General features: G+C 72.0%; 20 protein-coding genes and 2 tRNA genes. 14 read left to right on the forward strand and 8 right to left on the reverse strand.

Annotated features, from left to right (window positions below):
* Window positions 1-70 precede the first annotated feature (70 nt).
* Window positions 71-643, reverse strand: a complete 573-nt coding sequence (locus tag M4D82_RS22180) for a PPA1309 family protein (protein WP_249767709.1) — start codon at window positions 641-643, stop codon at window positions 71-73.
* A gap of 171 nt (window positions 644-814) precedes the next feature.
* On the opposite strand from M4D82_RS22180, the gene M4D82_RS22185 reads away from it, so the two are divergent.
* The 4 genes from M4D82_RS22185 to M4D82_RS22200 all read left to right on the forward strand — a co-directional run bounded on the left by M4D82_RS22185 (window position 815) and on the right by M4D82_RS22200 (window position 6,064).
* A complete protein-coding gene (locus M4D82_RS22185; RefSeq protein ID WP_502989081.1) occupies window positions 815-3,709 on the forward strand; it encodes a UPF0182 family membrane protein in 2,895 nt (964 codons plus the stop codon).
* Between the two features lie 62 nt (window positions 3,710-3,771).
* Window positions 3,772-3,845: transfer RNA gene (locus M4D82_RS22190), tRNA-Met, on the forward strand.
* Window positions 3,846-4,050: 205 nt separating this feature from the next.
* Window positions 4,051-5,907 (forward strand): tetratricopeptide repeat protein, encoded by a 1,857-nt coding sequence (locus M4D82_RS22195; RefSeq protein WP_249767711.1) that lies wholly within the window; start codon window positions 4,051-4,053, stop codon window positions 5,905-5,907.
* A gap of 83 nt (window positions 5,908-5,990) precedes the next feature.
* Window positions 5,991-6,064 (forward strand) — tRNA-Met (locus M4D82_RS22200).
* Window positions 6,065-6,195: 131 nt separating this feature from the next.
* On the opposite strand, the gene M4D82_RS22205 is transcribed toward M4D82_RS22200, so the two are convergent.
* Complete coding sequence (locus M4D82_RS22205; protein ID WP_249767712.1) at window positions 6,196-6,612, reverse strand: Fur family transcriptional regulator; 417 nt, start codon at window positions 6,610-6,612, stop codon at window positions 6,196-6,198.
* 128 nt (window positions 6,613-6,740) lie between these two features.
* Between M4D82_RS22205 and M4D82_RS22210 the strand changes: the two genes are divergently transcribed.
* Window positions 6,741-8,210, forward strand: coding sequence for a catalase (locus M4D82_RS22210; RefSeq protein ID WP_249767713.1), 1,470 nt, complete (start codon window positions 6,741-6,743; stop codon window positions 8,208-8,210).
* A gap of 68 nt (window positions 8,211-8,278) precedes the next feature.
* Here the strand turns inward: M4D82_RS22210 and M4D82_RS22215 are convergent, their stop codons facing one another.
* Entirely contained in the window at window positions 8,279-8,674 is a 396-nt protein-coding gene (locus M4D82_RS22215; protein ID WP_249772045.1) for a CBS domain-containing protein, read from the reverse strand.
* A 181-nt stretch (window positions 8,675-8,855) separates the two neighbouring features.
* Entirely contained in the window at window positions 8,856-9,659 is an 804-nt protein-coding gene (hisN, locus tag M4D82_RS22220; RefSeq protein WP_249767714.1) for a histidinol-phosphatase, read from the reverse strand.
* Between the two features lie 158 nt (window positions 9,660-9,817).
* On the opposite strand from hisN, the gene M4D82_RS22225 reads away from it, so the two are divergent.
* Window positions 9,818-10,390: a TetR/AcrR family transcriptional regulator gene (locus tag M4D82_RS22225; protein WP_249767715.1), complete on the forward strand. Its 573-nt coding sequence runs from the start codon at window positions 9,818-9,820 to the stop codon at window positions 10,388-10,390.
* Here the strand turns inward: M4D82_RS22225 and M4D82_RS22230 are convergent.
* The 4 genes from M4D82_RS22230 to M4D82_RS22245 all read right to left on the reverse strand — a co-directional run bounded on the left by M4D82_RS22230 (window position 10,356) and on the right by M4D82_RS22245 (window position 13,910).
* Window positions 10,356-10,679: a DMT family transporter gene (locus M4D82_RS22230; protein WP_249767716.1), complete on the reverse strand. Its 324-nt coding sequence runs from the start codon at window positions 10,677-10,679 to the stop codon at window positions 10,356-10,358. The genes M4D82_RS22225 and M4D82_RS22230 overlap by 35 nt on opposite strands.
* Window positions 10,680-10,771: 92 nt before the next feature.
* The gene (rsgA, locus tag M4D82_RS22235; protein ID WP_249767717.1) at window positions 10,772-11,782 is read right to left on the reverse strand and encodes a ribosome small subunit-dependent GTPase A; all 1,011 of its coding nucleotides are present in this window, start codon (window positions 11,780-11,782) and stop codon (window positions 10,772-10,774) included.
* 9 nt (window positions 11,783-11,791) lie between these two features.
* The gene (gene aroA / locus M4D82_RS22240) at window positions 11,792-13,141 is read right to left on the reverse strand and encodes a 3-phosphoshikimate 1-carboxyvinyltransferase (protein ID WP_249767718.1); all 1,350 of its coding nucleotides are present in this window, start codon (window positions 13,139-13,141) and stop codon (window positions 11,792-11,794) included.
* 55 nt (window positions 13,142-13,196) lie between these two features.
* On the reverse strand, window positions 13,197-13,910 hold the full coding sequence (locus M4D82_RS22245; protein WP_249767719.1) for a M50 family metallopeptidase: 714 nt from the start codon (window positions 13,908-13,910) through the stop codon (window positions 13,197-13,199).
* A gap of 53 nt (window positions 13,911-13,963) precedes the next feature.
* Here M4D82_RS22245 and M4D82_RS22250 point away from each other — a divergent pair, with 53 nt between their 5' ends.
* The 8 genes from M4D82_RS22250 to M4D82_RS22280 all read left to right on the forward strand — a co-directional run bounded on the left by M4D82_RS22250 (window position 13,964) and on the right by M4D82_RS22280 (window position 20,804).
* Window positions 13,964-14,779, forward strand: a complete 816-nt coding sequence (locus M4D82_RS22250; RefSeq protein ID WP_249767720.1) for an SOS response-associated peptidase — start codon at window positions 13,964-13,966, stop codon at window positions 14,777-14,779.
* Between the two features lie 98 nt (window positions 14,780-14,877).
* On the forward strand, window positions 14,878-15,147 hold the full coding sequence (locus M4D82_RS34370) for a hypothetical protein (RefSeq protein WP_349637086.1): 270 nt from the start codon (window positions 14,878-14,880) through the stop codon (window positions 15,145-15,147).
* Window positions 15,135-15,530 carry an alpha/beta hydrolase family protein gene (locus tag M4D82_RS34375; protein WP_349637087.1) on the forward strand — a complete coding sequence of 132 codons (396 nt, stop codon included), beginning with the start codon at window positions 15,135-15,137 and terminating at the stop codon, window positions 15,528-15,530. Before M4D82_RS34370 ends, M4D82_RS34375 begins: the two co-directional genes overlap by 13 nt.
* A 341-nt stretch (window positions 15,531-15,871) precedes the next feature.
* The gene (locus tag M4D82_RS22260) at window positions 15,872-16,516 is read left to right on the forward strand and encodes a sigma-70 family RNA polymerase sigma factor (protein WP_502989082.1); all 645 of its coding nucleotides are present in this window, start codon (window positions 15,872-15,874) and stop codon (window positions 16,514-16,516) included.
* A complete protein-coding gene (gene rsrA, locus M4D82_RS22265) occupies window positions 16,513-16,815 on the forward strand; it encodes a mycothiol system anti-sigma-R factor (protein WP_249767722.1) in 303 nt (100 codons plus the stop codon). The genes M4D82_RS22260 and rsrA overlap by 4 nt, the downstream gene beginning before the upstream one ends.
* 207 nt (window positions 16,816-17,022) lie before the next feature.
* Window positions 17,023-18,444: an HD-GYP domain-containing protein gene (locus M4D82_RS22270; protein ID WP_249767723.1), complete on the forward strand. Its 1,422-nt coding sequence runs from the start codon at window positions 17,023-17,025 to the stop codon at window positions 18,442-18,444.
* Window positions 18,441-19,703, forward strand: a complete 1,263-nt coding sequence (locus M4D82_RS22275; protein ID WP_249767724.1) for an HD-GYP domain-containing protein — start codon at window positions 18,441-18,443, stop codon at window positions 19,701-19,703. Before M4D82_RS22270 ends, M4D82_RS22275 begins: the two co-directional genes overlap by 4 nt.
* A gap of 105 nt (window positions 19,704-19,808) precedes the next feature.
* The gene (locus M4D82_RS22280; RefSeq protein ID WP_249767725.1) at window positions 19,809-20,804 is read left to right on the forward strand and encodes a tetratricopeptide repeat protein; all 996 of its coding nucleotides are present in this window, start codon (window positions 19,809-19,811) and stop codon (window positions 20,802-20,804) included.
* Window positions 20,805-20,813 lie beyond the last annotated feature (9 nt).

Genomic DNA, 20,813 nt, shown 5'->3' on the forward strand with positions numbered 1-20,813 from the left:
ACCGCTAGGGGGTGTCCGGCGGATCATGGCCGGGCCCGCGGCCTATCCGACCCTGATCCGCCGGACACCCCTAGTCGAGGAAGGTCGCGGCCAGCGCGTCGGCCAGGCCCGGCACCAGGCCGGCCCCGGTCAGGACCTCGCTGGACGCGTCCTTGTCCCGCAGCCGTACGGCCGACTCCCGCGAGCCGTCGCGCAGCACGCCCACGGTCAGCCGCACCTCCTGCCGGTCGGGGTGCGCGGCGACCCACTTCGTCAGCTGCTTGTCGCTGAGCCCGGCCGGTACGGAGGCCTCGGCCGACGGGGGCAGCATGAGGCGCTCCACGGTCAGGGCGCAGCCGACGATCGAGTCGGGCCAGGCGATGGTTCCCAGGAACTTGTCCAGCGGGGTACCGCGCGGCACCTCGTCCTGCTCGATCGGCGTGAGCTGGGCCTTTCCGGTGTCGTCCTGGTCGAGGCCGAGCTGACCCGCGAGGGCGGGTTCCGACCTGCGCAGGCGGGCCGTGTCGACCAGGGCGAACAGTCGGGCGGGCTTGTCCCAGCCGAGGGTGGCGGCGTACTCGTCGATTTCGAGGACGGCACGGGTCAGCGGGCTGGCCGCCATCGGGGTGCCGGGGGAGGGGGAAACGTTGGACATGGGAAACATCCTGCCTCCTTCACCCCGGATACCGGGAACTGACTAAAGCCTCAGTAAGTTGCATGAGTGGGCTCTACGATCGGGGCCCAGCTTTGGCAGCTTTCAAGTAACCCGCTTTTAAGTACATCCAGAGACACACCAGACACAGCGACTTTCGAGGTGCGCACCTTGGCTTTCCAGATGCCGGACCGAGGCGGAGGCCCCTCCGGGCCACGGATGAGAGTCGGCCGCCCCTCCCGGCGTGCCCGGACTCTGCTGACGACACTGGGCGTCCTGGCCGTCCTGGCCATGGCGTTCATCATGTTCGCGGGCTTCTGGACCGACTGGCTCTGGTTCCGCTCCGTGAAGTACTCCACCGTCTTCACCACCACCCTGTGGACCAAGATCGGCCTCTTCGCCGTCTTCGGTCTGCTGATGGCCGGTGCCGTCGGACTCAACATCTGGCTCGCGCACCGGCTGCGGCCGCCGCTGAGTGCGATGTCGATGGAGCAGCAGAGCCTCGACCGTTACCGAATGAGCATCGCCCCGTACAAGAAGTGGCTGCTCATCGCCATCGCCGTCGTCGTCGGCCTGATCGCCGGCGCCTCGGCGGCCGGCCAGTGGAAGACCTGGCTGATGTACGTGAACGGGGTGCCCTTCGGGCGGAAGGACCCCCAGTTCCACCTGGACGTGTCGTTCTACACCTTCGACCTGCCCTGGTACCGCTTCCTGCTCGGCTTCGGCTTCGCGGCCGTCGTGCTCTCGGTGATCGCCGCCGTCGTCGTGCACTACCTGTACGGCGGACTGCGCGTGACCAGCCCGGGTGCCCGCGCCACCGCCGCCGCCACCGGGCACCTGTCGGTGCTGCTCGGCCTCTTCGTCACGTTCAAGGCGATCGCCTACTGGCTCGACCGGTACGGCCTCGCCGTGAAGTCCAGCGACTTCAAGGCCGCCGACAACTGGACCGGCCTGCGCTACGTCGACGCCAACGCCTACCTGCCGGCGAAGACGATCCTCGTCGCCATCGCGGCGATCTGCGCGGTGCTGTTCTTCGCCACCCTGTGGCGCCGCACCTGGCAGCTGCCGGTCATCGGCTTCGGCCTCATGGTCCTCTCGGCGATCCTGATCGGCGGGCTCTACCCGGCGATCGTGCAGAAGTTCCAGGTCCAGCCGAACGAGCAGGCCAAGGAATCCCCGTACGTCGAGAAGAACATCAAGGCCACGCGCGACGCCTACGGGATCGCCGGAGCCGAAGTCAAGGACTATCCCGGCGTCCCCGCGGCCGGCACCGACAAGGCCGCGCTGCGCAAGGCGGCCGACACCACCGCCAGCGTCCGCCTCCTCGACCCGAACATCGTCTCGCCGGCCTTCCAGCAGCTCCAGCAGGTCAAGGGCTACTACGGCTTCCCGTCCACCCTCGCGGTCGACCGGTACGACGGCCAGGACACGGTCATCGGGCTGCGCGAGCTGAACATCGGCGGCATCCCGAAGAACAACTGGATCAACGACCACTTCAAGTACACGCACGGTTACGGCGTGGTCGCGGCCAAGGGCACCACCGTGAAGGACGGCGCCCCCGACTTCACCCAGTCCGACCTGCCCTCCAAGGGCATGTTCGGCACGGACTTCGAGCAGCGCATCTACTACGGCGAGATGACGAAGCAGTACTCGATCGTCGGTGGACCGCAGAAGGAGCTCGACTACTCGGACGACAAGGGCGAGAAGGAGACGAGCTACAAGGGCGACTCCGGCGTCAACCTCGACAACCCGATCAACCGGGCCGCCTACGCGCTCGCCTTCAGCGAGCCGCAGATCCTCTACTCGGGCGCCATCGGCGACGGCTCGCGGATCCTCTACAACCGCACGCCCAAGGAGCGCGTCGAGGCCGTCGCGCCGTGGCTGACGATCGACGGGGCCCCGTACCCGGCGGTCGTCGACGGCCGGATCAAGTGGATCGTCGACGCCTACACGACGACCAACGGCTACCCGTACGCCTCGCGCACCACGCTGGGCGACAGCACCGCCGACTCGCTGACCAACAGCCAGCGCGCGGTGGTGGCCCAGGAGAACCGGGTCAACTACATCCGCAACTCGGTGAAGGCCACCGTCGACGCGTACGACGGCACGGTGAACCTGTACCAGTGGGACACCGCGGACCCGGTGCTGAAGACCTGGATGAAGGCCTTCCCGGGGACGGTCAAGGCCAAGAGCGAGATCTCCAAGCCGCTGATGGACCACCTGCGCTACCCGCAGGACCTCTTCAAGGTCCAGCGCGAGCTGCTGACCCGCTACCACGTCACCGACCCGCAGACCTTCCTCAGCGGCAGTGAGGCGTGGGCCGTCCCGGACGACCCGACGACCAAGGCCGGTACGGCCGTTCCGCCGTACTACCTGTCGATGAAGATGCCGAACCAGACGGAGAAGGACCAGGTCTTCTCGCTCACGACGACCTTCACGCCGAACGAGCGGGACAACCTGAGCGCCTACATGGCGGTCAACGCCGATCCGGGCACCCCGGACTACGGCAAGATCCGCATCCTGAAGCTGCCGACGAGCAAGCCCGTCGACGGCCCCAAGCAGGTGCAGAGCAAGTTCCAGTCCGAACCGAAGATCGCCGAGTCGATCCGCCTGCTGCGCGGTGGCGACTCCGAGGTCGAGTACGGCAACCTGCTCGCGGTCCCGCTCGACGGCGGCATGCTCTACGTCGAGCCCGTGTACGTCCGCAGCTCCGGCCTGAAGTACCCGCTGCTGCGCAAGGTGCTGGTGACCTACGGCGGCCAGACCGCCTTCGAGGACACCCTGGAGAAGGCGCTGAGCGTGGTCTTCGGAGCCGAGGCACCCACGACGCCCACGACGCCGACCCCGCCGACCACCCCGCCGGGCGAGGGCACCACCACGCCCCCGACGTCGCAGGACCCGACGGTCAAGGCGGCGCTCACCGACGCCCAGAAGGCGATCGAGGCCGCCGAGGCGGCCCGCCAGAAGGGCGACTGGGCGGCCTTCGGCAAGGCGCAGGACGACATCAAGGCGGCGCTCCAGCGGGCGATCGACGCGGAGGCCAAGCTGACGGCCCCGACGCCGAAGCCGGGGGGCTAGCCGGCCCGCCGAGATACGCGGTAAAGGTTCCGTCCCGCGTCGTGTTACTGTTGTTTCACCGACGCGGGGTGGAGCAGCTCGGTAGCTCGCTGGGCTCATAACCCAGAGGTCGCAGGTTCAAATCCTGTCCCCGCTACTGAAAACGAAGGCCCGGATCCCTTGGGATCCGGGCCTTCGTCATGTCCGGCACCTGGGCTGTGAGACACACGGGGTCACTGGGGCGGGTGAGTTGAGGCGGGACCGTGTTTGACTTGTCTCTCTGTGGGCATGTCGACAAAACGCTGTAGTGACCTCACTGGCTGCGACATACCAGGTGTACGCGGGTAGCAGGTGATGCGACGATGGGATTTATGGGGGACAGGTCAACTCTGCTGGAGACAGGGCGGTTTGTGAGGGCGGAGTCCGAGACGGGCACGGGGGTCGGTGAGGCCGTTCCCGCTGTCAACGCGCAGACCGCCCTGACCGTTGCGGATCTCGCGGAAGAAGCGTTCGGCGACGCCGAGGGGGCCACCGAGACCGAGCTGGAAGCACGGCACCGGGTCGCGGCCGACAAGGGCGACGCCGGCGCCATGAGCGTGCTCGGCGCCCTCCTGCTGCGCCGCGGCGACCTGGTCGGAGCCGAACCCTACCTGCGGGGCGCCACCGCGGCGGGCGACCGCGCCGCCGCCAACAACCTGGGCGTCCTCCTCCACCAGCGCGGCTACCCCGACGAGGCCGCCGGCTGGTGGCGGGTCGCCGCCGTCGCCGGCTCCGCCCCCGCCGCCCACGCCCTCGGCCGGCACTACCGCGAGCGCGGGGACGAGCCCGCCGCCGAGTACTGGCTGCGCCAGGCGGCCGAATCCGGCCACGCCCTGGGCGCGTACGCCCTCGCCGACCTGCTGGAGCACCGAGGCGACCGGGGCGTCGAGCGCTGGTTCCGGGCCGCCGCCGAGCAGGGCCACCGGGAGGCTGCGTACCGCCTCGCGCGCCACCTGCGCAAGGGCGACCCCGCCGAGGCCGAGCAGTGGTACCGGCAGGCCGCCGCGCGCGGGCACCGTCGCGCCGGGCTGCACCTCGGCGCCCTGCTGGAGGCCCGCGGCGAGCTGAAGGAGGCCGGCCGCTGGTACCTGAGCTCCGCCAAGCAGGGTGAGGCGCGGGCGGCCTGCGCGCTGGGCTTCCTGCTGCGCGACGCCGGCGACGAGGACAGCGCCGCCGCCTGGTGGCACCGTGCCGCGCAGGACGGCGACGGCAACGCCGCCAACGCCCTGGGGGCCCTGCACGCCGCGCGCGGCGAGACCCAGACCGCCGAGAAGTGGTACCGGGCCGCGATGGACGCCGGCGACCAGAACGGCGCCTACAACCTCGCGCTGCTGTGCGCCGCCCAGGAGCGCACCGCGCAAGCCGAGCAGTGGTACCGCCGCGCGGCCTACGCGGGCCACCGCGAGGCGGCCAACGCCCTGGCGATCCTGCTCCTCCAGGGTGGGGACGCCGCCGGAGCCGAGCCCTGGTTCTCCAAGGCGGCCGAGGCCGGCAGCGTGGACGCCGCCTTCAACCTCGGGATCCTCTTCGCGAGCCGGGACGAGGACCGCACCGCCCTCAAGTGGTACGAGCGCGCCGCCGCGGCCGGCCACACCGACGCCGCCCTCCAGGTCGGCATCGCCCTCGTACGCGACGGCGCGGACCGGGCCGCCGAGCGGCACCTGCGCTGCGCGGCGGGCGGCGGCAGCGCCGAGGCGGCGTTCCGCCTGGCCTCGCTGCTGGAGTCGCTGGCCCCGCCTCCGGAGCCGGTGGCGCTCGGCGAGTCCGTCGCCGGCGCCGCGCGCACCGAGAGCGAGGAGTGGTACGAGCGGGCCGCCGAGCAGGGCCACCGCCGGGCCCAGGTGCGGGTCGGCATGCTGGCCGCCGCCCGGGGCGACCTGACGGTGGCGGCGCGCTGGTACCGGGAGGCGGCCGAGGCCGGCTCCCGCAACGGCGCCTTCAACCTCGGGCTGCTCCTCGCGCGCGAGGGGAACGAACCGGAGGCTGCGCTGTGGTGGACCCGGGCCGCCGTCGCCGGCCACGGCCGGGCCGCGCTGCGGCTGGGCCTGCTGGCGGCCCGCCACGGGGACCTCGCCGAGGGGCAGAAGTGGTGCGTGCGCGCCATGGAGCTGGGGCCGGCGGAGGTCGCCGAGCGCGCCGCCCGGCTGCGCGACGCGCTGGCGGAGGAGCTCTCGGCCTGAGCGGCCTTCCCGCCGCCCCGCGCGGGGCGGCGGGAACGGATTTGCACATGCCGTACACGTCCCCGTACAGTTGGGTTTACCGACGCGGGGTGGAGCAGCTCGGTAGCTCGCTGGGCTCATAACCCAGAGGTCGCAGGTTCAAATCCTGTCCCCGCTACTGAAGGCCCAAGGCCCGGATCCCATGGATCCGGGCCTTGAGTCGTTTTCGGCCACGCGGTAGGTACTCCAAGACATGAAAAAGGGAGGTCGGGGCGCGCGCCCCGACCTCCCTTTCCCGTGGACTCTCGGCTACGCCGCCGCGCAGCTCGGGCAGACGCCCCGGTACGTCACCTCGACCGCCGAGACCAGGAAGCCGAAGCGCTCGCCGTCGGGCAGGTCGGCCAGCGGGTCGCCCGCCGGGTGGACGTCACGGATCGCACCGCACTGGGCGCACACCAGGTGCTGGTGGGGGCGGTGGGCGTTCGGGTCGTAGCGCTTGGCGCGCCGGTCGGTCGAAACCTCCAGCACCTCGCCGAGCGAGACGAGCTCGCCCAAGGTGTTGTACACCGTCGCGCGAGAGATCTCGGGCAGTTTGGCCACGGCGCGGGCATGGACCTCGTCGGCCGTCAGGTGAACGTGGTCACCGTCGAGCACCTCGGCCACGACACGCCGCTGGGCCGTCATGCGCCAGCCGCGTCCGCGAAGTCGTTCCAGCAGGTCACTCATACACGCCAGCCTAACAGTGGGGATTCGGTGCAGATCCCGAACCGATGTGGACTTGGATCCTTACTTGACTTAGACAAAGTCCATCGTAGGATCGGATACGGCAAACGCCAAGGACAGGACTTGCAGGAATGACGCAGGAGGCGCACGTGACGCAGGGACCGCTCACCACGGAGGCCGGGGCTCCGGTCGCCGACAACCAGAACAGCGAGACCGCTGGCGTCGGCGGGCCCGTACTCGTCCAGGACCAGCTCCTGCTGGAGAAGCTCGCGCACTTCAACCGCGAGCGCATCCCGGAGCGCGTGGTGCACGCCCGCGGCGCCGGCGCCTACGGCACCTTCACCCTGACGCGTGACGTCTCGCAGTGGACCCGGGCGAAGTTCCTCTCCGAGGTCGGCAAGCAGACCGAGACGTTCCTGCGCTTCTCCACCGTCGCGGGCAACCTCGGTGCGGCCGACGCGGTGCGCGACCCGCGCGGCTGGGCGCTGAAGTTCTACACCGAAGAGGGCAACTACGACCTCGTCGGCAACAACACCCCGGTGTTCTTCATCAAGGACGCCATCAAGTTCCCCGACTTCATCCACACCCAGAAGCGCGACCCGTACACGGGCTCGCAGGAGGCGGACAACGTCTGGGACTTCTGGGGTCTGTCGCCCGAGTCCACCCACCAGGTGACCTGGCTGTTCGGCGACCGCGGCATCCCGGCGTCCTACCGCCACATGAACGGCTACGGCTCGCACACGTTCCAGTGGAACAACGAGGCCGGCGAGGTCTTCTGGGTCAAGTACCACTTCAAGACCGACCAGGGCATCAAGAACCTCACCCAGGCCGAGGCCAACAAGCTCGCCGGTGAGGACCCCGACTCGCACCAGCGCGACCTGCGCGAGGCCATCGAGCGCGGCGACTTCCCGACCTGGACCGTGCAGGTCCAGATCATGCCGGCGGCCGAGGCGGCCGGGTACCGCTTCAACCCGTTCGACCTCACCAAGGTGTGGCCGCACGAGGACTACCCGCCGATCGAGATCGGCAAGCTGGAGCTCAACCGCAACCCGGAGAACGTCTTCGCCGAGGTCGAGCAGTCCATCTTCAGCCCGGCGCACTTCGTCCCCGGCATCGGTCCCTCCCCGGACAAGATGCTCCAGGGCCGCCTCTTCGCGTACGGCGACGCCCACCGCTACCGCGTCGGCATCAACGCCGACCACCTGCCGGTGAACCGCCCGCACGCCACCGAGGCGCGCACCAACTCCCGTGACGGCTTCCTCTACGACGGCCGGCACAAGGGCGCGAAGAACTACGAGCCGAACAGCTTCGGCGGCCCGTTCCAGACGAACCGCGCGCTGTGGCAGTCCGTGCCGGTCACCGGCGGCTCCGGCAACCACGCCGCGGCCGTCCACTCCGAGGACAACGACTTCGTCCAGGCCGGCAACCTCTACCGCCTGATGTCAGAGGACGAGAAGGCCCGTCTCATCGAGAACCTGTCCGGCTTCATAGCCAAGGTCTCCCGTGACGACATCGCCGAGCGCGCGATCAACAACTTCCGTCAGGCCGACGGAGACTTCGGCAAGCGGCTGGAAGCCGCGGTCCAGGCCCTTCGCGGCTAGTCCGGATCGCTTGTCGTAGCAGGACGGCGGGCCGGAATCCTCCTCAAAGGGTTCCGGCCCGCCGTCGTCTACGCCACCACGGCGTTGCGTCGCGCCTTGACCCAGCAGCGGATCACGTCCCGGACCGAGACGATGCCCACGGGGCCGCCGCCGTCCAGCACGATCAGGTGGCGAAAGCCGCCGTTGGCCATCGCCTCGGCCGCGTCCTGGAGCGTGGCCTCCGGCGTGCAGAAGACGACGTTGTTCGTGGTGTGCGCGCCCACGGTCTCGCGGTCGGGGTCGTGGCCGGCGCCGATCGAGTTGAGGATGTCGCGTTCGGTGAGGATCCCGATGCCGCTGTGGTCGGGGTCGAGGACGACGGCCGCGCCGACGCGCCGGCCGGACATCAGGCTTGCCGCCTGTCGCAGGGTGTGGGCGGGTCCGAGGGTGAGGATCACGGTGCTCATGGCGTCACGGACGAGCATGAAGAGAGCCACCTCCTGGGTGATTCCTCCGGCTTGGGTCGGGTGCGTCGGTGGAGCCCCGCTGGAGCGTGCTCTAGAGAAAGCTTTCACAAACGCACAAGCCGGGGGATTGTCAGAGTCCCACGGGCACGCAGCCTCAGCAAGAAGGCGTACGAGGGCGCGTGCCGGCGCGCGCCGCGCGTCAGGCGCTCGGGCGGAGCAGCGCCAACATCTCGTCGTGCAACAGGCCGTTGGAGGCCGCGGCGTTCCCGCCGTGGACCCCGTCCACCCCGTCGAGGTCGGTGAACCGGCCGCCCGCCTCCTGAACCACGACCGCGATGGCCGCCATGTCCCACAGGTTCAGCTCCGGCTCGGCGCACAGGTCCAGCGAGCCCTCCGCGACGAGCATGTACGGCCAGAAGTCGCCGTAGCCCCGGCTGCGCCAGCAGGCGCGCGTCAGGTCCAGGAAGCCGGGCAGGCGCCCCTGCTCCTCCCAACCGGTCAGCGACGAGTACGCGAACGAGGCGTCGGCCAGCGTGGAGACCTTGGAGACGCCGAGGGCGGTGGTCGCGCCCAGCGCGCCGCCCGAGAAGGCGCCGCCGCCCTGCGCGGCCCACCAGCGGCGACCCAGGGCCGGGGCCGAGACCACGCCGACGACCGGACGGAACACGCCGTCCTCGCCCTCGGTCATCAGGGAGATCAGCGTCGCCCAGACGGGGACCCCGCGCACGTAGTTCTTCGTACCGTCGATCGGGTCGACGACCCAGCGGCGCGGCCCCTCGCCCTTGAGCCCGTACTCCTCGCCCAGGATGGCGTCGGAGGGGCGCGCGGCGAGGATCCCGGCGCGGATGACCTCCTCGGCGGCCTTGTCCGCCTCGCTGACCGGCGTCATGTCCGGCTTCGTCTCGACCAGGAGGTCGAGGGCGCGGAAGCGCTCCATCGTCGTGGCGTCCGCCGCGTCGGCGAGTTCGAGGGCGAGGCGGAGGTCATCGTCATACTCGGGCATGCCCGAACAGTATCCAGACTCCGGCGGCCCGGCGAACGACGTCCACAGTGCGGCCGAAGGGCGCCCTTGACAGGATCTGGCGCCCCGTCAACTCTGGCGGGAGAGCCCAGCGGAGGGCCGGCGGAGGGCCGGCGGGGAACCGGCGGGGGAGGCGCGGCATGGCGACGGCCCGGGAATCCTTGCTGCGAGCCGCCGAAGCGGCCCTGGCCGCCCGACCCTGGCCCGAGGTACGGATGGTCGAGGTGGCGGCCGCCGCCGGGGTGTCCCGGCAGAGCCTCTACAACGAGTTCGGCGACAAGGAGGGCCTCGGGCACGCCCTCATCCGGCGGGCTGCCGACCGCTACCTCGACGGGGTGGACCGCGCGCTGACACCCGGCGAGGCCGGGGCCGACGCCGCGCCGCCGCTCGCCGCGCTCGCGGAGTGGACCGTACGGGCGGCCCGCGCGCGGCCCCTCGTACGGGCCCTGCTCACCGGCGCCTGGAGCCCCGCCCTGCCCGCGCCGCCCCCGCCCGGTGGCCGGCGGCCGCTGGGGCCGGGGGAGCTGGTCCGTGCCGTACGCGACCGGGCGGCGGCGCCGGCTCCGCAGGACGCGTGGCGCTGCGAGCTGGCCGTGCGCCTCGCGCTGTCCTACGTGGTGGCGCCGGGCGAGGAGGAGGGCACGCGGGAGTTGCTGCGGCTGCTCACGAGCGGGCCCGTCAGTGCGCCGAACCGGACAGCTGAAGGCCGATGACCCCGATGATCACCAGCGAAATCGAGACGAGTTTCAGGGTCGAGACGAGGTCCCCGAGGAAGACCATGCCGTAGATCGCGGTGCCGGCCGCCCCGATGCCCGTCCACACCGCGTACGCGGGCCCCACGTCCAGTTTCTTCAGCGCCAGCGTCAACAACCCGAAGCTGCCCAGGGCGAAGCAGGCGAAGGCGACCGTCGGCCACAGTCGGGTGAAGCCGTGGGACAGCTTCAGGCACACCGCGAAACCGGTTTCGAGCAGTCCCGCGACCACGACCAGAAGCCACGCCATGTCGAAAGCCTCCCCGCGTCACGTGACATCGCGTCACTTGGTGCGATTATGCATTCACCGGACATGGCGTGGTGCAAACCCCGCCGTCGCGATCAGTCGCCCTCGCGACGCTCCCGCGTCCGCAGCAGCCGTCGCAGCGAATACAGCCGCGCCGGGTCCGCGTGACCCTCCTCCACCCACCGGTCGAGCGCGCAGTCCGGCTCGTCGTGGCTACAGGCCCGCGGGCAGCCCTCCGTACCCTCCACCAGGTCGGGGAAGGCGAGGATCACCCGGGACGGATCCACGTGGTGCAGGCCGAAGGAGCGCACGCCCGGGGTGTCGATGACCCAGCCGTCCCCCGAGGGCAGCGGCAGGGCGAGCGCCGAGGTGGTGGTGTGCCGGCCGCGACCGGTGACGGCGTTGACGTGGCCGGTGGCCCGCTGGCGGCCCTCGGCAACCAGCGAGTTCACCAGCGTCGTCTTGCCGACGCCGGAATGTCCGACGAACGCGGTGATCCGGCCGTCGAGGCGCTCGCGCACCCGGTCGGCCGCGTCCCCCGTCGCCAACTCCTCGCGGTTGGTGACGACGTAGTTCACGCCGAGCGTCGCGTAGATCTCCAGGATCTTGTCGGCGGAGGTGAGGTCGGACTTCGTGAGCACGAGCAGGGGCTCCAGCCCCGCGTCGTACGCCGCCACCAGACACCGGTCGATCATCCGGGGCCGCGGCTCCGGGTCGGCCAGCGCCGTGACGATCGCCAACTGGTCGGCGTTCGCGACGACCACCCGCTCGTACGGATCGTCGTCGTCCGCCGTGCGCCGCAGGACGGACTTGCGCTCCTCGATCCGCACGATGCGGGCGAGGGTGTCCTTCTTGCCGGACAGGTCACCGACGATCCAGACCCGGTCGCCGACCACCGCCGCCTTGCGGCCCAGCTCCCGGGCCTTCATCGCGGTGATCGTGCGGTCCTCGACCAGACAGGTCAGCCGGCCGCGGTCGACGGTCAGGACGAAGCCCTCGGCCGCGTCCTCGTGCTTGGGCCGGATGCTGGTCCGCGGCCGGTTGCCCTTCGGGTTGGGCCGCTGGCGGATGTCGTCCTCATCGGTGTGCTTGCCGTACCTGCGCATGACGGGGCCCTACGCTCCCGCTCCCCGCGGAGCTTGACCGAGCATGTCGGCCCACATCTTCGGGAAGTCCGGCAGGGTCTTCGCGGTCGTCGCCACGTTCTCGATCTCCACGCCCTTCACCGCGAGGCCGATCACCGCGCCGGCGGTCGCCATGCGGTGGTCGTCGTAGGTGTGGAAGACGCCGGCGCGCAGCGGGCGCGGACGGATGCGCAGGCCGTCGGCGGTCTCGGTGACGTCGCCGCCGAGCCCGTTGATCTCCGCCGTCAACGCCGCCAGCCGGTCCGTCTCGTGCAGCCGCAGGTGCGCGACGCCGCGCAGGATCGACTCCGAGTCGGCCAGGGCCGCGACCGCCGCGATGCCCGGGGTCAGCTCGCCGACCTCGCTCAGGTCCACGTCGATGCCGTGGATCTTGCCGGTGCCGGTGAAGACCAGCCCGGCGTCGGTCAGCTCGCAGGAGCCGCCCATCTCCGTGAAGATCCGGCGCAGCGCGTCACCGGGCTGGGTGGTGCGGCGCGGCCAGTCGGGGATGGTGACCGTACCGCCGGTGATCAGCGCGGCGGCCAGGAACGGCTGGGCGTTGGACAGGTCCGGCTCGACCACCATGTCGCGGCCGAGCAGCGCGCCCGGGGAGACCCGCCACACGTTCTTCTCGCCGCCGGACTCCGGGGTGTCGACCTGGGCGCCCGCCGCGCGCAGCATCTCGACCGTCATCCGGATGTGCGGCATCGACGGCAGGGTCGCGCCGGTGTGGCGGACCTCCACGCCCTGGTTGAAGCGCGGCGCGGACAGCAGCAGCGCCGAGACGAACTGGGAGGAGTTGGAGGCGTCGATCTCGACCGTGCCGCCCTCCAGGGCCCCGCCGCCCTGGACGGTCAGCGGCAGCGCGCCCCGGCCGTCGTCGTCGATGCGGGCGCCGAGGGCGCGCAGGGCGGTGATGACCTGGCCGAGGGGGCGCTCGTAGGAGCGCGGGTCGCCGTCGAAGCGGATGTCGCCGTCCGCGAGGGTGGCGACGGGCGGCAGGAAGCGCATGACCGTGCCCGCGTTGCCGACGTCGACGGTGGCCGGGCCGTGCAGGGCGGCCGGGATGATCCGCCAGGCCTCGCCGGTGTCGCCCTCGGTGGAGCTGGAGGAGACGGTCTCCTCGATGCCGACGCCCAGCGCGCGCAGCGCGTCCGACATCAGCTGCGAGTCACGCGAGCGCAGCGGACGACGCACCCAGCCCGGCTCGGCGGCCAGGGAGGCCAGCACGAGGGCTCGGTTGGTGACCGACTTGGAGCCCGGAACGGTGACGGTGGCGTGGACGGCACCGTCCGCGAGGGGGGCGGGCCAGAGGGGGTGGAGCGCGGGGGTCTCGGTCATGGCCCCTACTTTAGTGGCTTCCCCTGGCCACGGATTGTGAGCGCCGGCCCCTGTCTCAGAGGGCGAGCAGCCAACGCCCGCCGCCGATCAGCGAGCACAGCGCGACCGCGTGGAAGAACAGCAGCCAGACGACGGGATGCACGTGCGTGAGCCGCCCGAGCTGGTCGGCGTCGGAGTCCGGCGCTCCACCGCGCCTCCGCAACGCCTGGAGCTCGAAGACCGGCCGCACTCCACCCAGCAGCAGGAACCAGACCACCCCGTACGCGAACGCCGCCTGCACCTCGGCGGGCGCCAGCCAGGAGACGAGGACGAAGGCCGCGCCGGTCAGCACCACCGTCAGCACCCCGTAGGCGTTCCGGATCATCACCAGCATCGCCAGCAGCAGGGCCGTCGCCGCCCACAGCAGCAGGGTGATCCGGTGCGCCGACAGCAGGGCCGCGCCGCCGAGGCCCAGCAGGGACGGCGCCGTGTACCCGGCGGCGGCGGTGAGGATCATCCCGAGCCCGGTCGGCTTGCCGACGCTGACGGTGACCCCGCTGGTGTCCGAGTGCAGCCGGATCCCGGCGAGCCGCCGCCCGGTCACTCGGGCGACGAGCCCGTGGCCGCCCTCGTGCGCGATGGTGATCGCGTTGCGGGACAGCCGCCACAGCGGCCCGGGTGCCACGGCGGCCAGCGCGACCAGGCCCGTGGCGGCCACGAGCCACCAGGGGGCTGCGGGCTGTATGCCGGTCAGCCGGTCCCAGAGACCGGCTGTCGAGAGGGTGTCCATGGAGTGGCGGACTCCTTGCGGTGGTGGGCGGGGGCCATGGCAGTGTGTCAGCCATGTGCGGAAGGTTTGCGGCGAGTCGGACGCCCGAGGAGCTGGCGGGGATATTCGGGGTCGAGCGGTGGGAGCCGCAGGAGACCCTGGCCCCGGACTGGAACGTGGCCCCGACCAAGCGGGTCCACGTCGTCCTCGACCGTCCCCTGAAGGACGCGCCGGACCCGCGTCCGGTTCGCCAGCTGCGCAGCCTGCGGTGGGGGCTGGTGCCGTCCTGGGCCAAGAGCCCCGAGGGCGCGGCCCGGATGATCAACGCGCGCTCGGAGACCCTGCACGAGAAGCCGTCGTTCCGGCGCCCCTTCGCGCAGCGCCGCTGCATCGTGCCCGCCGACGGCTATTACGAGTGGGTCACCGCCCACGACGAGCGGCAGCTGGAGGTCGAGGGCAAGAAGAAGCGGGCCCGCAAGCAGCCCTACTTCGTCCTGCCGTCCGACGGCTCCGTCTTCGCGATGGCCGGCCTCTACGAGTTCTGGCGCGACCGGACCCTGCCCGACGAGCATCCCGACGCCTGGTGGGTGACCTGCTCGGTGATCACCGCCGAGGCGGAGACCGCCCCGCTCGGCGTGGGTCCGGCCGAGGGGCCGCGTTCGCTCGCCGAGATCCATCCCCGGATGCCGCTGATGCTGACCCCGGACCGCTGGGACGCCTGGCTGGACCCCGCCCGGACCGACGAGGACGAGCTGCGGGCCCTGCTGGCCCCGCCGCCGGGCGGCATGATGCGGGCCTACGCGGTGTCCACCGCCGTGAGCAACGGACGCAACAACGGGCCCGAGCTGCTGGGCGAGCTGGCCGCGCCGGAGGAGGGCACGCTCTTCTGAGGCGGGCTTGCGGGTCGGGCTTGCGGGTCGGGCTTGCGGGTCGGGCTTGCGGGTCGGGCCTCCGGGTCCGGCCCCCGTGGCCCCGGCAGGATGGGGGCATGAGCACCCGTACCGAGCACGTCGACACCCCGGCCGGGCCGGCCCGGATCACCTGGCACGACGCCGCCTCGCCCCGCCGCGTCCTCGCCCTGGGCCACGGCGCCGGAGGCGGCGTCGAAGCGCGGGACCTGGCCGCGCTCGCCGCCGCCCTGCCCGCCCTGGGCACCACCGTGGCCCTCGTCGAGCAGCCCTGGCGGGTCGCCGGCAAGAAGGTCGCCGCCGCCCCCAAGGTGCTCGACGAGGGCTGGCGGGCGCTGTGGCGGCCCTGACGCGGCCCGGACCGCCCGTCGTGGCCGGCGGGCGCAGCGCCGGGGCCCGGGTGGCCTGCCGGACCGCCGTCGAGCTGGACGCGGCCGCGGTGCTGGCCCTGGCCTTCCCGCTGCACCCGCCGGGCCGCCCCGAGAAGTCCCGGGACGGGGAACTGCTGGCCGCCGGGCGGCCCACCCTGGTGGTCCAGGGCGGCCGGGACCCGTTCGGCGGCCCGGCGGAGTTCCCGCAACCGGCCGGGGAGCACCCGTACGAGCTGGTGGAGGTGGCCCGGGCCGACCACGGCTTCGCCGTCCCGAAGAAGGCGGACCTCACCCAGGACGAGGCCCTCGCGCTGATCACCGACGTGGTGGCCGGATGGCTCGACCGGCTCGGCGACCGATGACGCCTTCCTCCGTCGGCCGCTCGACCTGACATACGCGCGGGTGATCCGGCTCACCCCCTTTCCGACCCCGACTTGACGGATCCAGGTAGGCCTCCGGTGCCCGGGAATGCCCCGCATGGGCCGCCTGTTGTGCCGAATGTCGGTACGAACGGGAAACGTCGGAGGAGAGGCAGCGCATGACGCAGGTCATCAGTCAGAATCGTCCGCAGGCCGCTGACCTGGAGTGGACGGTACTGCCGGGGCCGAGGCGCGGTTCGCTCCGGGCGGCGGAGAGCCAGGATGGTCGACTATTCTCCGATTCGAGCGGATCCGCTTTCGGAGCCGCCACGCTGTCGGAGGAGGTGGGTCCTGTCACTGGGACCGACGAAGGCCAGGCGCAGGAGACAACGGCGGAGCGCAACGCGCGCTTCGAACGGGACGCCCTCGGCTACCTCGACCAGATGTACTCCGCCGCGCTGCGCATGACGCGCAACCCGGCCGACGCCGAGGACCTGGTGCAGGAGACGTACGCGAAGGCGTACGCGTCCTTCCACCAGTTCCGCGAGGGCACCAACCTCAAGGCGTGGCTGTACCGCATTCTGACCAACACGTTCATCAACTCCTACCGCAAGAAGCAGCGCGAGCCCCAGCGCAGTGCGGCGGAGGAGATCGAGGACTGGCAGCTGGCGCGCGCCGAGTCGCACATGTCGACCGGTTTGCGTTCGGCCGAATCGCAGGCGCTCGACCACCTGCCCGATTCCGATGTGAAGGAAGCGCTCCAGGCCATTCCGGAGGAGTTCCGCATCGCGGTCTATCTTGCCGACGTAGAGGGCTTTGCGTACAAGGAGATCGCGGACATCATGGGTACACCCATCGGTACGGTCATGTCGCGACTGCACCGTGGCCGCCGTCAACTCCGCGGAATGTTGGAGGACTATGCCCGCGAGCGCGGGCTGGTCCCCGCCGGCGCGGGAGAGTCGAACGACCTGAAAGGCTCAGGCTCATGAGCTGCGGAGAGCCGCACGAGACGGAGTGCGCCGAGGTTCTGGATCATCTCTATGAGTTCCTGGACCACGAGATGCCCGACAGTGACTGCACGAAGTTCGAGACCCACTTCGGCGAGTGCAATCCCTGCCTGGAGAAGTACGGTCTGGAAAAGGCCGTGAAGAAGCTGGTCAAGCGCTGCTGCGGTTCGGACGACGTCCCGACCGATCTGCGCTCCAAGGTCATGGGCCGGATCGAACTGATCCGTTCGGGGCAGGCCGTGCCCGACCACGACGTCACCGCCGGGCCCGCGACCGGCTGACCGGCCGCGCGGACGGCCGCGTGTGCGTGAACCGCCGCCCCCGGAAAGGCACTTCATTCACCCGAAGGTGCTAATCCGGGGGCGCCCGTACGGCGCAATGCGGAAATGTGCCCCCCTTTCCCGGGGGGCCCACCTATTCTCCCCTCTCGGTACCGGTACCCGTCCGACGCGGTACGCGGAGTGCACCGGCACAGGGGAGGAGGCGCCATGCGGGTCCTTCCGCCGGTGGCGCGCGCGTACATCCTGGGTGCCGTCCTCGCGGCCGTGGCCTGTGTCGTCCCGGCCTTCACGGACCCCTCGACCCCCTGGGCGGACGTCGCCCTGCTCGCCGCGCTCTACCTCGGCTGCGAGCTGCCGAGCGGCTGCCCGCTCCCGGGCCGCCGCGCCCCCGAAGGGATCGGCTCCTTCCTCCCCGTCGTCCTCGCCGCCGTATTCCTGCTGCCGCCGGAGGCCGCGGCGCTCGTGGCCGTGCCGGGCGGCCTCGCCCAGAGCGTGGTCCGCGGGCCGGCCGGGGTCCGCCGGGTCTGGCACGCGGCCCAACAGGGCCTCGCCGCCTGGACGGCCGGGCACACGTACGGGCTCCTCGCCGGGGACGGGTTCCCGTACGCCCTGCTCCCGGCGGCCGCCGCGGCCGTCGCCTTCTGCCTCGTGCTCACCGCCCTCGACGGGGGCGTGCTGGCCGCCGCCGAGAGCCGGCCGGCCGCCACCGCCTGGCGCGGACTGCCGGCGCGGTCGCTGCTCCCGTCCTGCGTCCACGGCCTCGTCGGACTGATGATGGCCGTCATGTGGCGCAGTCCCTACGGGCTGCCGGCCGCCCTGCTCGTCCTGCTGCCGATGTACGTCTCCTGCTGGGTCTTCGCCCAGTACCACCGCGAGCACGCCGCCCACCGGGCCACCATCCGCGCCCTCGTCCAGGCCGTCGACATCAAGGACCGCTACACGCGCGGCCATGGCGAGCGCGTCGGGCAGGCCTCCGCGATGATCGCCCGCGAGCTGGGGATGGCCGACGACCGCAGGGAGGTCGTCCGCATCGCCGGGATCCTCCACGACGTCGGCAAGCTCGGCGTACCGACCCGACTGCTGCGCAAGGACGGGCCGCTGACCCCCGACGAGCGCCGGATCATCGAACTGCATCCCGAGTACGGCCACGAGATCGTGCGGGGCATCGGTTTCCTCGGGGAGGCCCGGTCCGCGATCCTGCACCACCACGAGCGGATCGACGGCTCCGGCTACCCCTACGGGCTGAGCGGCGAGCAGATCCCGGTCCTGGCCCGGGTGGTGGCGGTGGCCGACTCCTTCGACGCGATGACCTCGACGCGCTCGTACAGCCGGGCCCGGCCGGTGCCGACCGCGCTGGCGGAGCTGGAGCGGTGCGCGGGGACGCAGTTCGACCCGGAGATGGTGCGGGCGCTCGTCGACGCGATCGGACGGCACGGGTGGCATCCCGTGGTGACCTCCGACGCGGACCTCCAGGTGATCGCCGCGGACGCCGTGGACGCCGCGCACCCCGTCCCGGAGGCCCCTGCGGTTTCGGCCGCCCCGCCCGCCCCGCCCGCCCCTGCCGTCTCTGCCGAAACGGTTCCCGAGGCGGTCTCCGGCGCGGCCCCCGCCGGGCGGGACGCGCGGTGAGGGTCGGCGTCGTCCGGGCCGTCCGCGCGGCCGCGGCCGTCCTCGTCGCCGCCGGGCTGGGCCACACCCTGTGGACCGGCGTCGTCGAGCCGGGCGTCGCCCTGGCCTTCGCCACCCTGATCGCCCTCGGCGAGCTGGCCCGCCGTGACCCGCGGCCTGACCGCTCGGACCGGCTGCCCGCCCCCCTCGGGCTCGCCGGCGCGCTCGCGTACGCCCTGCTCGGGCAGGACGCCGGGCGGCCCACCCACCACGGCGTGCTCCAGATCGTGGCCGTCGTCGCCGCGGCCGCCCTGGTCGGGATCGTCCCGCACATCGCCCGCGGCCACGGGCCCGGACCGGACCACCTGGCCCGGCGGGTCCTCACCGTCGCCTTCGCCGCCGCCTGTTTCCAGCCCCTGCACCACTCCGGCCGGCTGGTCGCCTGGGTCGGGCAGGGCCCTTACCTCGTCCTGTTCCTGCTGCTCCTGCTCGGCCTCACCGCCCTGTGCGACGCGGTGCTCGCCGCCGCCCTGGCGGGGGCGCGCAACGGATGGCCGTACGGGCCGCTGCTGCGCGACGAGCTGCGCGCGCGGCTCGGCATCGGCGCGGCGATCTGCGCCACCGGGGTGGTCATGGCGCTGGGGGTGGCCGTGGCGGGCCTGTGGGCCGTGCCGGTGTTCAGCGTGCCGCTGCTGCTGACCCAGCTGTCCTTCCACCGGATCGCCGCCATCCGCACCACCTACCGCCAGACCATCACCTCCCTGGCCCGCGCCACCGAGATCGCCGGATACACCCCGCCCGGACACGCCCGCCGGGTGGCCACGCTGAGCTGCGCCGTCGGCCGGGAGCTGGGGCTCACCGAGCGGGAGCTGACGGTGCTGGAGTACGCCGCCCTGATGCACGACATCGGCCAACTTTCCCTGATCGACCCGGTCCCGGCCGGGGCCACCGCCGAGCTGCCCGCCGCAGACGCCCGCCGGATCGCCGAGCTGGGCGGCGAGGTGGCCCGGCAGACCGGGGTGCCGACGGAGGTCGCGGTGATCGTGGAGCGGCAGGCGGACCCGTATCGGCAGCAGCCCGTCGCGGCACGTATCGTGCGCGCGGTGAACGCGTACGACGACCTGGCCGGATCCGACCGTCACCCGGCCGGCTCACTGGCGGCGCTGGAGCGGCTGCGGCTGGGGACCGGGCACGATTTCCAGCCGGAGGTCGTGGAATGTCTGGCGAGGGTTCTGGCACGGGGCGGACCTGCCGGAGTCGTTCCCGTCCAAGGGGGGTAACCCATGGGTAATGAGCGGCCGTCCGAGCGGGCATGGTTGGATGCAGTGAGAGTGTCCGTGAGGGGTGTCCGCAAGGCTGCACCGTGGGACCGGCAGGCGGGAATCGTGAGGATCTTCGGGAAGGTACGGCATCGGCCCTCCGCCTCGTGGCGGCAGGCCACCGACCGCGCGTTCACGCTGATCGGCGACGGTCGGTACGAGGACGCGGGGGCGCTGCTGACCAGAGCGGCCGATCTGGAGCCCTGGCTGTCCGAGTCCTGGTTCAACCTGGCCCTGCTGCACAAGTTCCGGCACGACTGGGAGCAGGCGCGGGCCGCCGGCCTGCGCGCCGTCGCCCTGCTGGACCGCGAGACGGGCGCCCCGGACTGGTGGAACGTGGGCATCGCCGCGACCGCCCTCCAGGACTGGCCGCTGGCCCGGCGGGCCTGGCAGGCGTACGGGCTGAAGGTGCCCGGCGATCCGCACAGCGCGGCGGGGACCGGCGAACCGGTGGGCATGGAGCTGGGCAGCGCGGCGGTGCGGCTGTCGCCCGAGGGCGAGGCCGAGGTCGTGTGGGGCCGCAGGCTCGATCCGGCCCGGATGGAGATCCTCTCGATCCCGCTGCCCTCCTCGGGGCGGCGCTGGGGCGAGGTCGTCCTGCACGACGGGGTGCCGCACGGCGAGCGGGTCACCGCGGCCGGTCCCTCGTACCCCGTCTTCGACGAGATCGAGCTGTGGGCGCCCTCGCCGGTGCCGACCTGGGTGGTGCTGCTGGAGGCGGCCACCGAGGAGGACCGCGACGCCCTGGAGCAGCTGGCCTCGGACGCGGGCTTCGCCGCCGAGGACTGGTCGTCGTCGGTGCGGCTGCTGTGCCGGACGTGCTCGGAGAGCGCGATGCCGAGCGGTGAGGGCGAGGGCGACCGGCAGGACCCGCACGACCACAGCGAACCGGGACACCCCGGACCGCTGGGGCACCGTACGGCCGGCTCCGGGTCCCTGTGGGTGCCCGAGCGCGAATGCGGCATCGCCGCCCCCGCCGGTCTGGTGCGCGGACTGCTCGACGGCTGGGTCGCCGACAGCCCCGACAGCCGTGAGTGGCGCGATCTCGAAGAAGTCTGCTGAGCCGGGGCC

Source organism: Streptomyces sp. RerS4 (genome assembly GCF_023515955.1).
Classification (GTDB): domain Bacteria; phylum Actinomycetota; class Actinomycetes; order Streptomycetales; family Streptomycetaceae; genus Streptomyces.

Coding starts and splice junctions, on each gene's coding strand:
- M4D82_RS22195 (WP_249767711.1), top strand. CDS start 4,051: ATGGGATTTATGGGGGACAGGTCAACTCTGCTGGAGACAGGGCGGTTT.
- M4D82_RS22225 (WP_249767715.1), top strand. CDS start 9,818: ATGGCGACGGCCCGGGAATCCTTGCTGCGAGCCGCCGAAGCGGCCCTG.
- M4D82_RS22205 (WP_249767712.1), bottom strand. CDS start 6,612: ATGAGTGACCTGCTGGAACGACTTCGCGGACGCGGCTGGCGCATGACG.
- M4D82_RS22230 (WP_249767716.1), bottom strand. CDS start 10,679: ATGGCGTGGCTTCTGGTCGTGGTCGCGGGACTGCTCGAAACCGGTTTC.
- aroA (WP_249767718.1), bottom strand. CDS start 13,141: ATGACCGAGACCCCCGCGCTCCACCCCCTCTGGCCCGCCCCCCTCGCG.
- M4D82_RS22185 (WP_502989081.1), top strand. CDS start 815: ATGCCGGACCGAGGCGGAGGCCCCTCCGGGCCACGGATGAGAGTCGGC.
- M4D82_RS22180 (WP_249767709.1), bottom strand. CDS start 643: ATGTTTCCCATGTCCAACGTTTCCCCCTCCCCCGGCACCCCGATGGCG.
- M4D82_RS22270 (WP_249767723.1), top strand. CDS start 17,023: ATGCGGGTCCTTCCGCCGGTGGCGCGCGCGTACATCCTGGGTGCCGTC.
- rsrA (WP_249767722.1), top strand. CDS start 16,513: ATGAGCTGCGGAGAGCCGCACGAGACGGAGTGCGCCGAGGTTCTGGAT.
- M4D82_RS22250 (WP_249767720.1), top strand. CDS start 13,964: ATGTGCGGAAGGTTTGCGGCGAGTCGGACGCCCGAGGAGCTGGCGGGG.
- M4D82_RS22245 (WP_249767719.1), bottom strand. CDS start 13,910: ATGGACACCCTCTCGACAGCCGGTCTCTGGGACCGGCTGACCGGCATA.
- hisN (WP_249767714.1), bottom strand. CDS start 9,659: ATGCCCGAGTATGACGATGACCTCCGCCTCGCCCTCGAACTCGCCGAC.
- M4D82_RS22215 (WP_249772045.1), bottom strand. CDS start 8,674: ATGCTCGTCCGTGACGCCATGAGCACCGTGATCCTCACCCTCGGACCC.
- M4D82_RS34370 (WP_349637086.1), top strand. CDS start 14,878: ATGAGCACCCGTACCGAGCACGTCGACACCCCGGCCGGGCCGGCCCGG.
- M4D82_RS22210 (WP_249767713.1), top strand. CDS start 6,741: ATGACGCAGGAGGCGCACGTGACGCAGGGACCGCTCACCACGGAGGCC.
- rsgA (WP_249767717.1), bottom strand. CDS start 11,782: ATGCGCAGGTACGGCAAGCACACCGATGAGGACGACATCCGCCAGCGG.